General features: G+C 73.5%; 8 protein-coding genes. 2 read left to right on the top strand and 6 right to left on the bottom strand.

Annotated features, from left to right (window positions below; translation table 11 throughout):
- Positions 1-119: 119 nt before the first annotated feature.
- Positions 120-1,730 carry a glycosyltransferase family 2 protein gene (locus tag K7862_RS08390; RefSeq protein ID WP_222961814.1) on the bottom strand — a complete coding sequence of 537 codons (1,611 nt, stop codon included), beginning with the start codon at positions 1,728-1,730 and terminating at the stop codon, positions 120-122.
- A 288-nt stretch (positions 1,731-2,018) separates the two neighbouring features.
- Between K7862_RS08390 and K7862_RS08385 the strand changes: the two genes are divergently transcribed.
- Together K7862_RS08385 and K7862_RS08380 are read left to right on the top strand one after the other, a co-directional pair.
- Positions 2,019-3,017 carry a glycosyltransferase family 2 protein gene (locus tag K7862_RS08385; RefSeq protein WP_222961813.1) on the top strand — a complete coding sequence of 333 codons (999 nt, stop codon included), beginning with the start codon at positions 2,019-2,021 and terminating at the stop codon, positions 3,015-3,017.
- Complete coding sequence (locus tag K7862_RS08380) at positions 3,014-3,475, top strand: GtrA family protein (protein WP_222961812.1); 462 nt, start codon at positions 3,014-3,016, stop codon at positions 3,473-3,475. The genes K7862_RS08385 and K7862_RS08380 overlap by 4 nt, the downstream gene beginning before the upstream one ends.
- A gap of 109 nt (positions 3,476-3,584) precedes the next feature.
- On the opposite strand, the gene obgE is transcribed toward K7862_RS08380, so the two are convergent.
- The 5 genes from obgE to K7862_RS08355 all read right to left on the bottom strand — a co-directional run bounded on the left by obgE (position 3,585) and on the right by K7862_RS08355 (position 11,361).
- Positions 3,585-5,024, bottom strand: coding sequence for a GTPase ObgE (gene obgE / locus K7862_RS08375; RefSeq protein ID WP_222961811.1), 1,440 nt, complete (start codon positions 5,022-5,024; stop codon positions 3,585-3,587).
- A gap of 150 nt (positions 5,025-5,174) precedes the next feature.
- The gene (gene rpmA / locus K7862_RS08370; RefSeq protein ID WP_069463338.1) at positions 5,175-5,429 is read right to left on the bottom strand and encodes a 50S ribosomal protein L27; all 255 of its coding nucleotides are present in this window, start codon (positions 5,427-5,429) and stop codon (positions 5,175-5,177) included.
- A 14-nt stretch (positions 5,430-5,443) separates the two neighbouring features.
- Positions 5,444-5,764 carry a 50S ribosomal protein L21 gene (gene rplU, locus K7862_RS08365; RefSeq protein ID WP_069463337.1) on the bottom strand — a complete coding sequence of 107 codons (321 nt, stop codon included), beginning with the start codon at positions 5,762-5,764 and terminating at the stop codon, positions 5,444-5,446.
- A 309-nt stretch (positions 5,765-6,073) separates the two neighbouring features.
- On the bottom strand, positions 6,074-10,393 hold the full coding sequence (locus K7862_RS08360; protein ID WP_222961810.1) for an Rne/Rng family ribonuclease: 4,320 nt from the start codon (positions 10,391-10,393) through the stop codon (positions 6,074-6,076).
- A 215-nt stretch (positions 10,394-10,608) separates the two neighbouring features.
- Positions 10,609-11,361 carry a TIGR03936 family radical SAM-associated protein gene (locus K7862_RS08355; RefSeq protein WP_222961809.1) on the bottom strand — a complete coding sequence of 251 codons (753 nt, stop codon included), beginning with the start codon at positions 11,359-11,361 and terminating at the stop codon, positions 10,609-10,611.
- Positions 11,362-11,547 lie beyond the last annotated feature (186 nt).

Raw genomic sequence — 11,547 nt, 5'->3', positions numbered from 1 at the left:
CGGCGTTGCCCCACTGTTTGCCCACTGTCAACCCGTCGGACCCATGTTCGACAGGTGCTTCCGGGCCCGAAGGACAGCGGGCGATCACCCCCGGATCACCCGCCGGATCACCCGCCGGATCAGCGGCTTATCAGCCTCCGCCGCGCGGACCCGACCGCCCGGCGCACCCCGTCCATACCGCTGGCGCCGCGGAAGAGCAGCGCCCGGCGGGGTGTGACGTGCGTCTGTACCAGGAGTACCCGCCCGGGGCGCAGCAACACCGCGTCGCGCCGGGTGCGCTGGCCCGCGCCGGCGCGCACCTCGGTCTCGGTCGCGGAGCCGTCGGCGTAGGCGACGCGGGCCCACACCGACCACGAGGTGAGCCGCCCGGGCATCGACAGGTCCCGTGCGGCGAACGACACGTGCGCCGCCCAGCCGCCGGGCACCTGCCGCAGGTCGCCCTCGGCGGTGATGGACGGGCGCAGGCCCGACCGTTCGGCGAGCTCCAGCCGCACGCTCTGCGGCCCGAACGCGGCCAGCCGGCCGTACAACTCGCGTACCAGCACCGTGACGCGGACCGTCGAGCCGACGGTGACGGTGCCCTCGACGGCGACCGGCAGCAGATCGGCGGGCAGGTCCGTGAGACCGTCCAGCGGGACGGAGGCGGTTCCCACCTCCAGCACGGGCGCCTGGGCGTCGCCCTGGTAGGGCGGGACGAGCCGCGGCGGCACCGCGGACAGCTCCACCAGCCGCCCCAGCTCCGGTCCCGAGGGCACGGCGGACAACTGCCCGACCGCCGCGGCCAGCCAGCGGGAGACCGGGCGGGCGCGCTCGACGGCCGCGGCGGGGAAGCCGGCGAGGTGGGTGCGGGTGATCTGCCACCAGGCGGCCCGGTAGGAGGCGCTGCGCTGCGGCAGCTCCCGCAGGTACATCGGCAGGTCGTAGTCGAGGAACTTCGCCCGGGCCTGGTCGGCGAGCCGGGTCAGGCCCGCGTCGGTGAGGTCGGAGACCACCATGCTGTGGGCGGTGACCCGGTCCTGCCAGTTCTCCACCACCGAGCGGTGCAGCGACACCGACAGGCTGGCCGCGTCGCGGCGTACGTGCCACCGGTAGACGGGCGCGCCGATGACCGCGATCCGCGGGCGCGCGGCGTAGAGCCGGCCGGTGAACACGAAGTCCTCGTAGAGCAGTCCGCTGGGGAAGCGCAGGCCGGTGCGGGTGAGGAAGTCACGCCGGTAGAGCTTGTTGACCACCAGGGTGTCCCAGAGCATCTCCGGGTGGCCGCCGATGCCGTCCAGGACGGTGCCGGGCAGTTTGGCGCCGGCGGCCACGTCGTACAGCTGCGGGGCCCACACGCTGGTGCGGCCGCCGGGCAGTTCCACCCGCAGGCAGGTGCCGCTGGCCACGTCGGCGTCGTGCCGGCGGGCGGCGGCCACGAGCAGTTCGGCGGCGTCGGGCTCCAGCACGTCGTCGCTGTCCAGGAACATCACGAACTCACCGGTGGCCTCGGCGATGCCGCGGTTGCGCGGCTCGCCGCCCGAGCCGCTGTTCTCGTCCAGCCGCACCGCGCGGACGCGTCCCGGATGCGCGGCGGCCAGCTCCCGGGCCACCTCGTAACTGCGGTCCGGGCTGTGGTCGTCGACGATCACCACGTCGACGTCCGCCAGTGACTGCGCGAGCACGGAGCGCACCGCGACCGGCAGCCGGTCCGCGTCGTTGAAGACGATCACCACGACGGTGACGCGTGCCATGCGGTCCTCATTCCCGTGATGCCCTCGAATCCGCCTTTCGGATCATATCCGGCGGGCGCCCCGGGGCATCCCGCCAGGTCATCGCCCCGGAACCGGACATTCGGCAGCAGGATGACCCCGGGAGGCCCGCCATCTCCCCACTGTGATCTGTGTCACATCAGACAACTCATGGCCATCGAACGTTATCCCCCTAGACGAAACGAGGTTTTCAGCCCGTTCATCCACGGCTCCTAGCCTCGCCGCCGGAGCACTCGGCCATCGTGGCCACCTGCGCGGAAAGTGACTTTCATGCGACTGTCGATCGTGGTTCCCTGCTACAACGAAGAAGCGGTCATCGACCTCTTCGACGTGCGCATTCGCGAGACCCTGGACGCCCTGAACGTCGACTACGAACTCTGCTACGTCGACGACGGCAGCAAGGACGCCACCCTGGACAAGCTCCGGGCACTGGCCACCGGCCGCGAAGCCAGCACGCGCTACGTCTCCTTCAGCCGCAACTTCGGCAAGGAAGCCGGGATCCTGGCCGGCCTGCGCGAGACCACCGGCGACGCCGTCGTCATCATGGACGCCGACCTCCAGCACCCCCCCGAGCTCATCGGCACCATGCTGGACCTCCACCGCAACGGCCACGACCAGATCATCGCCCGCCGCACCCGCGAAGGCGACAAACCCCTCCGCTCAGCCGTCAGCCGCCTGTACTACCGCCTCATCAACAACTTCGTCGACGTCGAACTCACCGACGGCGTCGGCGACTTCCGTCTGCTCTCCCGCCGCGCCGTCGACGCCCTGCTGTCCATGCCCGAGTACAACCGCTTCTCCAAGGGCCTGTTCTCCTGGATCGGCTTCGACACGGTCACCTTCGACTACCGCAACGCCGCCCGCGAAGCAGGCGAGACCAAGTGGCGCTTCGGCGCGCTGGTCAACTACGGCATGGACGGCCTGATCTCCTTCAACAACCGCCCCCTGCGCCTGGCCATCTACCTCGGCATGCTCATGGCCGCCATAGCGGCCGCCTACGCCGTCGTCGTCACCGCCCTCGCCATGATCGAAGGCCCCGACGTCCCCGGCTATGTCACCCTCCTCGTCGCCATCGTCGGCCTCGGCGGACTCCAGATGCTCATGCTCGGCCTCATCGGCGAGTACATCGGCCGCATCTACTACGAGACCAAGCAGCGCCCCCACTTCCTCGTCAAGGAGACCAACACCCCACGCTCGTTCGGGGTCGGCGTGCAGGCCACCGCGAGCGCCGGCGACCACCCCGTGCCGTCCCGGCTGGAGATGCGTTGACCCTGCTCCGCTCCTCCCAGCTCCGGCAGATCGTGCGGTTCGCCCTGGTCGGCGTGGTCAACACCGGCACCTTCTACGGCTTCTACCTCGCCCTGCACCCGTGGATGCCGTACTTCCTCGCCTACACGGTCGCGTTCGTGCTGAGCATGATCGGCTCGTTCTTCCTCAACACGTACTTCACCTACCGCACGCGGCCCACCTGGCGGAAGTTCCTGCTCTTCCCGCTGACCAACCTCACCAACTACGTGGTGACCAGCGTCGGCGTCTACGTCTTCGTCGAGTGGGCGCACATGAACGACAAGATCGCACCCTTGGTCGCCGCCGCCGCGGCCATCCCCTTCACCTACCTGCTCTCCCGCCGCATCCTCACCCGCGGCGGGGCGCAGGACGAGGCCGTGCTCCCGGAGCAGCCCTCCGCGCCGGCCCAGGACTACGCCGCTCCCGCCGGTCGCGGCTGACGGCGGCCCGCCCCGTCCACGGCCCGGGGAACACCGCGGCCCGGCGCGATCATCGCGCCGGGCCGGGAACGTGGGGCACGCCTGAGCCAGGGGATCAGGCAGGGGACGGTCAGGCGAAGGGGTCGAAGCCCCGGAACTCCTCGTCGGCGTCGTCGCGCTCGGCCTGCCGGTCACGGCGGCGCGAGGCGGCGGGACGCGGGGCGTCGAAGCGGTGGTCCTCGCCGCGCCGGCCGAGCATCTCGGCGCCGGCCGCCATGCTGGGCTCCCAGTCGAAGACGACCGCGTCCTCGTCCGGGCCGATCGCCACGCCGTCGCCGGCCTTGGCGCCTGCCTTGACCAGCTGGTCCTCGACGCCGAGGCGGTTGAGCCGGTCGGCGAGGTAGCCGACGGCCTCGTCGTTGGCGAAGTCGGTCTGCCGGACCCAGCGCTCGGGCTTCTCGCCGCGGACCCGGAAGAGGTCGCCCTCGTGGGTGACGGTGAAACCGGCGTCGTCGACCGCCTGCGGCCGGATGACGACCCGCGTGGACTCCTGGACCGGCTCGGCGGCCCGGGTCTCCGCGACGATCTTCGCCAGCGCGAACGACAGCTCCCGCAGGCCCTCGTGGGCGACCGCGGACACCTCGAACACCTGGTAGCCGCGCGCCTCGAGCTCCGGGCGGATCATCTCGGCCAGGTCCCGGCCGTCGGGCACGTCGACCTTGTTGAGGGCCACCAGCCGCGGCCGGTCCTCCAGACCGGCGCCGTACGCCCGCAGCTCCGCCTCGATGACGTCGAGGTCGCTCACCGGGTCCCGGTCCGACTCCAGCGTCGCGGTGTCCAGCACGTGCACCAGCACCTTGCAGCGCTCGACGTGCCTCAGGAACTCCAGGCCCAGGCCGCGGCCCTCGCTCGCCCCCGGGATCAGCCCGGGCACGTCCGCGATCGTGTAGACGGTCGAACCGGCCGTCACCACACCGAGGTTGGGCACCAGTGTGGTGAACGGGTAGTCGGCGATCTTCGGCTTGGCGGCCGACAGCACCGAGATCAGCGAGGACTTGCCGGCGCTGGGGTAGCCGACCAGCGCCACGTCGGCGACGGTCTTCAGCTCCAGCACGACGTCCCGGTCGACGCCGGGCACGCCGAGCAGCGCGAAGCCGGGGGCCTTGCGGCGGGCCGAGGCCAGCGCGGCGTTGCCCAGGCCGCCGCGGCCGCCCTGGGCCGCGACGAAGGTGGTGCCCTGGCCGACGAGGTCGGCGAGCACGTTGCCGTGCCTGTCGAGCACCACCGTGCCGTCCGGCACCGTCAGCACCAGGTCGGTGCCGTCCTTGCCGGACCGGTTGCCGCCCTCGCCGGGCTTGCCGTTGGTGGCCTTGCGGTGCGGGCTGTGGTGGTACTCCAGCAGCGTGGTGACGCTCTGGTCCACGACCAGGATCACGTCACCGCCACGGCCGCCGTTGCCGCCGTCCGGGCCGCCCAGCGGCTTGAACTTCTCCCGGTGCACGGAGGCACAGCCGTGGCCTCCGTTACCCGCGGCGACGTGCAGCTCGACGCGGTCCACGAAGGTGGTCATCGGTGCTTCCTCCAGTTGCTGACGGGATGTCCCCGGACCGGTCCGACCGGTGTCCGGGGGTGGTGACAAACACCGAGGGCGGCCCCGCGTCCCGTTGCCGGGAGCGAAGTCCGCCCTCGAAGTGCTCGGCTGCCGGGTCCCTTGCGGGACTCAGGCGGCCGGAACGATGTTCACGACGCGACGACCGCGCTTCGTGCCGAACTCGACCGCGCCGGCGGCGAGGGCGAACAGCGTGTCGTCCTTGCCGATGCCGACGCCCGCGCCCGGGTGGAAGTGGGTGCCGCGCTGGCGGACGATGATCTCACCGGCGTTGACGACCTGGCCGCCGAAGCGCTTGACGCCGAGCCGCTGAGCGTTGGAGTCGCGACCGTTCCGGGTGGACGATGCGCCCTTCTTGTGTGCCATGTGTTCTCAGTCCCTTACTTCGCAGCCGTGGGGATGCCGGTGATCTTCAGCGCCGTGTACTGCTGGCGGTGACCCTGACGCCGGCGGTAACCGGTCTTGTTCTTGTAGCGCAGAATGTCGATCTTCTGGCCCTTGTGGTGGTCCACGATCTCGGCCTCGACCTTGATCCCGGCCAGCACCCACGGGTCGCTGGTGACGGCGTCGCCGTCCACGACGAGCAGCGTCGAGAGCTCGACCGCGTCGCCCACCTTGCCGGTGGAAATCTTGTCAACCTCGACGATGTCGCCGACAGCAACCTTGTGCTGGCGGCCACCGCTACGCACGATCGCGTACACGCGGAACTCACTCTCTCGCTCGATTCGGACCCCTGATGCCAGCCGTCCCCATGGTGCGCCGGGCGGCCTCTCCCCTGGGCCCGACGGACCTTCGGAGAGGAAGTTGCTCAGGAATGGGCGCAGAAACGCCGAAGGTCAAGGTTACGGAGTGCCTCCGGCCGGGTCAAATCCGCCCCGGGCCGGGACGAACCGCACACGGTTCCGGGGCGCCCGCTCGGTGGAGAGGGCGCCCCGGGAAGGCGGCGATCGCCCGATGGGCGAGACCGAGCGACCGGACCGGATGGGTCCGGTCGCTCGGTCCGGGGGCGGTCACTCCGCCGCGGCGGCCGACTTCTTGGCGGCCGAGGCCGCCTTCTTGGTGGTGGCCTTCTTGGCCGCCGCCTTCTTCGCGGTCTTCTTCGCGGCCGCCTTCTTGGCCGTCTTGCGAGCCGTGCGCTTCGCCGCGGGCTCCGCGCCGTCGGGCTCGTCCGCGCCGGCGGCGCCGCCGGCGGGCACGACCACGACCGCCGCGTCCTCCGCGCCCGCGGAGTCCGGCGAGCCGGCCGGGGCCGTCACCTTGCGGGTGGCGCGCCGCCGGGTGCGGGCCGGGGGCTCGGTGGAGACCTCCGGGACCGGGACCGGCTCGGTCTCGGCGGAACCGGTGTGCGGCTCCGTCGCGACGACGACGATCGCGTCCTCGGCGGCGGCCGGCGAGCCGGCCGGGGCCGTCACCTTGCGGGTGGCACGGCGCCGGGTACGGGCCGGGGGCTCGGTGGAGACCTCCGGGACCGGGACGGGCTCGGCCACCGGCTCCACGACCGGCTCGCTGACCGGCACGACCACGACGGCCGGCTCCGGCTCGGCGGCCGCGGCGGCCGGCGCGCCCTCGGGCGCGGTGGCCTTGCGGCTCCCCCGGCGGCGGCCGCGGCCCCGAGAGGCGCTCGCGGCGGCCTCGGCCTCGGCGGCGCTGCCGAACCACTCCTCCTCGGGGTCGCCCACGGCCGGCACCAGGTCCGACTCGCCGACCTCGATCGGCTCCAGCTCGGGCAGCTCCTCCGCCTCCGCGACGGCCTCCTCGGCCTCTGCCCCGGCGGCGGGCTCCACCTCGTGCACGTGCTCGTGCTCGCCGGCACCGGCGCCGCGGCCACCGCGGCGCTTGCGCTTGCCACCGCCGCCGGACGTCGTCGCCTGGTCCATGTGGACGATGACGCCGCGGCCGTTGCAGTGCACGCAGGTCTCGGAGAACGACTCCAGCAGGCCCTGGCCGACCCGCTTGCGGGTCATCTGCACCAGGCCCAGCGAGGTCACCTCGGCGACCTGGTGCTTGGTCCGGTCCCGGCCCAGGCACTCCAGCAGCCGCCGCATGACCAGGTCGCGGTTGGACTCCAGCACCATGTCGATGAAGTCGATCACCACGATGCCGCCGAGGTCCCGCAGCCGCAGCTGACGGACGATCTCCTCGGCCGCCTCCAGGTTGTTGCGGGTGACGGTCTCCTCGAGGTTGCCGCCCTGCCCGGTGAACTTGCCGGTGTTGACGTCGATGACCACCATGGCCTCGGTCTTGTCGATCACCAGCGAGCCGCCGGACGGCAGCCACACCTTGCGGTCCAGCGCCTTCAGCAGCTGCTCGTCGATGCGGTACGTCGCGAAGACGTCCACCTCGGAGGTCCACCGCGACAGCCGGTCGGCGAGGTCGGGGGCGACGTTGGTGACGTAGTCGTGGATCGTCTCCCACCCTTCGTCACCGCTCACGATGACCTTGGAGAAGTCCTCGTTGAAGATGTCGCGGACCACGCGGACGGTCATGTCCGGCTCGCCGTAGAGGAGCGTCGGCGCGTTGCCGCCGCCACCGCTCTTCGCCTTCTTCTGGATGTCCTCCCACTGCGACTGCAGCCGCTCGACGTCGCGGCGCAGCTCGTCCTCGCTGGCGCCCTCGGCGGCGGTGCGCACGATGACACCGGCGTCCTCGGGGACGATCTTCTTCAGGATGGTCTTCAGCCGGGCCCGCTCGGTGTCCGGCAGCTTGCGGCTGATGCCGGTCATCGAGCCCTCGGGCACGTAGACCAGGTAGCGGCCGGGCAGCGAGACCTGGCTGGTCAGGCGGGCGCCCTTGTGGCCGATCGGGTCCTTGGTGACCTGCACCAGCACGGACTGGCCGGACTTGAGCGCCGACTCGATGCGGCGCGGCCCGTTGGACAGGCCGAGCGCCTCGAAGTTGACCTCACCGGCGTACAGGACGGCGTTGCGCCCCTTGCCGATGTCGACGAACGCGGCCTCCATCGACGGCAGCACGTTCTGGACCTTGCCCAGGTACACGTTGCCGACGTAGCTGGTGGCCTGCTCCTTGTTGACGTAGTGCTCGACGAGGACGTTGTCCTCCAGCACGCCGATCTGCGTGCGGTCGCCGTTCTGCCGGACGACCATGACGCGCTCGACGGCCTCACGGCGGGCCAGGAACTCGGCCTCGGTGATGATCGGCACGCGACGGCGGCCCTGCTCGCGCCCCTCGCGGCGGCGCTGCTTCTTGGCCTCCAGACGGGTCGAGCCCTTGATGGACTGCACCTCGTCGGCGCCCGTGCCGCCCTCGGTCCGGGGACGCGGCTCGCGCACCTTGACGACGGTCCGCTCCGGGTCGTCGGCCGCGCCCTCGTCACCGGCCCCGTCGGAACCGCGACGGCGGCGACGGCGACGGCGACGGCTGCCGGCGCTGGACGCCGGGCCCTCGTCGCCGTGCTCGTCGGCCTCGGCGCCTTCCTCGTCCTCGTCCTCGTCGTGGGACTCGGCGTCCTCGTCGGACCCGCCGTCCTCGTGCTCGGCGGACTCGCCCCGGCGACGGCGGCGGCCACCGCGACGGCGGCGGCGCGACGGGCGCTCGTCGCCCTCGTCGGCGGCCGATTCGGCCTCCTCGTCGCCCTCGGCGTCCTCCGCGGACTCGACCTCGGGCTCGTCGGCCACGGTCACCGTGGCCTGTTCGGCGGCGGCGCCACGGCGGCGACGGCGGCGACGCGAGGTGCGCTCGTCGCCCTCCTCCTCCGCTGCCGTCTCCTCCTCGGCCGGCTCGGCGACGGCGGGCGTCGCCTGCGGGGCCTGGAACACCGGCTGCTGGAAGACGGCCACGGCCGGGCGCGTGGCACGGCGACGGCCGCCGCGGGCGGGCTCGGCGGGCTCCTCGGTGCGGACGTCGATGGTCACGGTGCCGGCGGCGAGGTCGAAGGCCTCGGCGAGGTGGCCGGCCGCCTCGGCGGTGGCCTCCTCGAGGGTCTCGCCGTAGCCGCGGATCTCGTAGGCGTCGTCGATCTCGACGACCCATCCGTCACCTTCGCGCTGGGCCTGGCCGGTGTAGGCGGCCGAGGCGGTCCCGGCGGCGGCCTGATCGGCGGCCCCCTCCTTGGGCTCCTTGGAGTCCTTGGACTCCTTGGGCGCGAGCGCTCCGGGCTTCAGGCGGCGCGAGCCGTCCGCGGCGGAGAAGGTCGCGGCGACCTCGCCCCTGCGGCTCCGGCCGCCACGGCGGCGGGGCTCGGCCGGGGTCTCGGCGGGCTCGGTCCTGGTCGGCTCGGCCGGGGCAGCGGCGGTCGTCCCGGCCGGCTCGGCGGGGGCGGGCGCGGCGCTCTTGCGGGTGGCGCGACGGCGGGTGCGCGCGGGGGCGGCCGTCTCCTCGCCCTCCGCGACGTCGGCCGCGGCCTCGGCAACCGCCTCGACGCCGGCGGACGTCTCCTCGACGCCCTCGGCGGCGGCCGGGGAACCCGCGGGGCGGGACGCGGCGCGGCGACGGGTACGAGCGGGGGCAGGCGCGGCCTCGGGCTCGGCGGCGGCCTCGGGGGTCGCCTCGGTGGTCTCCGCAGCGGCGGGCGAACCCGCCGGGCGGGACGCGGCGCGGCGACGCGTACGAGCAGGCGCCGGAGCAGCCTCGGCCTCGGCGGCGGCCTCAGCGGGCGCGGCCTCGGGCTCGGCAGCCGGGGTTTCCGCGGCGGCGGGAGAGCCCGCCGGGCGGGACGCGGCGCGGCGACGCGTACGGGCAGGGGCCGGAGCGGCCTCGGCCTCGGCGGGCGCGGCCTCGGGCTCGGCAGCCGGCGTCTCGGCGGCAGTCGGCGAACCCGCCGGGCGGGACGCCGCACGGCGACGCGTACGGGCAGGGGCCGGAGCGGCCTCGGCGTCAGCGGGCGCGGCCTCGGGCTCGGCAGCCGGGGTTTCCGCGGCGGCGGGAGAGCCCGCCGGGCGGGACGCCGCACGGCGACGCGTACGAGCAGGCGCCGGAGCAGCCTCGGCCTCAGCGGGCGCGGCCTCGGGCTCGGCGGCCGGCGTCTCGGCGGCAGTCGGCGAACCCGCCGGGCGGGACGCCGCACGGCGACGCGTACGAGCAGGCGCCGGAGCAGCCTCGGCCTCAGCGGGCGCGGCCTCGGGGGTCGTCTCGGTGGTCTCCGCGGCGGCCGCGGTCTTGCGGGTGGCCCTGCGCCGTGTGCGGGCGGGGGCCGGGGTCTCCTCGGCGCCGGCGCCGGAGGCGCTCTCGTCGGCCGGGGCCGGCGCGGCCGCGTCGGCGGCGGAACCCGGCGAGCCCGCCGGGCGGGAGGCCGCGCGACGGCGGCGCTTGGGCGCGGCTTCCGCGGGTTCCTGGGAGGTGGAGGGCGTGGTCGGGTCGGTCTGGTCGGGCATTCGGGCAGTGCTCCCGTCATGCTCCCGGGCGCCGCGCCGTGTTCGGGGCCGGTGGCCGCCTGGTCGGGGGCCGGCCTCCGGGGCGTGGGCGCCGCACGGGAGCTGCTGTGTCGCTCGTCGGCCCGCCTCCTCGGCGGACTGACGAAAGTCTCGTGTGGTCAGCGCCGCCGGACCCGGGTGGCTCCCTGGTGCGTCGGCGACGCGTGACGGCGTACTTAGGCTGAACCGGCAGGTACCGCCACAGCGTCGCGATCAGGCGCGAGCGGGTCGGTGACCGTGCCGGTCTCCTCGTCGAGCGGCCCCTGTGCCAGCCTGGTCACCGCTGCGGGGACCGGCGGCGCGAGGTCGGCCGTCGCATGGAGGCCGGACAGTACGTCGTCGGGTCGTACGGCAGGTGTCAGGTGCCGCACAACCAGCCGCAGTATCGCACAAGCATGGTCGTCCGGCCCATCGGCACCCTGTCGGGTGGCGTCCGTGTCCACGACGTCGAGTCGCGTGACCGCGGCCCGGCAGTCGAAGGTGCGGATGCCGTTCTTGGTGTTGCGCTGTACTTCCACGCTGTCCGCGGCGAGGAACGCCGCGACGGCCCTGCGGGCCGTTTCGGGCTCGACGCCGTCGAGCCGCAGCTGCCAGACCGAGGCCTCGAGGCGCTCGGCGAGGCCGGAGGTGTGGGCCTCGACCGCCTCGACGACGTCGAGGCCGGGGGGCAGCGACTCGTCGAGGACCAGCCGGAGCTGCTCGGGGTCACGGGACTGGGCGAGGGCGATCTCCAGGTACTCCGCTTCGCTGCCGACGCCGGTGGGTGCGGCGCCCGCGTACGACACCTTCGGGTGCGGGGTGAAGCCGGCCGAGTACGCCATGGGCACGTCGGCGCGGCGCAGCGCCCGCTCGAAGGCACGCTGGAAGTCGCGGTGGCTGGTGAACCGGAGGCGGCCGCGCTTGGTGTAGCGCAGTCGGATGCGCTGCACCGCGGGTGCGGGCGGCGGGCCTTCGGGCTGTCGCTTGCCCAGAGTCGTTCAGTCCCTCGTGATGTGTCCGGCGAGACGCGCGTGCGCGCCGCGTACAGGTGCGGCACGTCGTCCGTACCGCATGTCCAAGGTTACGCCGCGTCGCCGGTCTTCCGTGCCGCGCTGCCACGGCTTGTGGACGAACAT

The organism is Actinacidiphila acidipaludis (assembly GCF_019890725.1).
Classification (GTDB): Bacteria; Actinomycetota; Actinomycetes; order Streptomycetales; family Streptomycetaceae; genus Actinacidiphila; species Actinacidiphila acidipaludis.
This window is presented reverse-complemented; position numbering and strand designations above follow the sequence as displayed.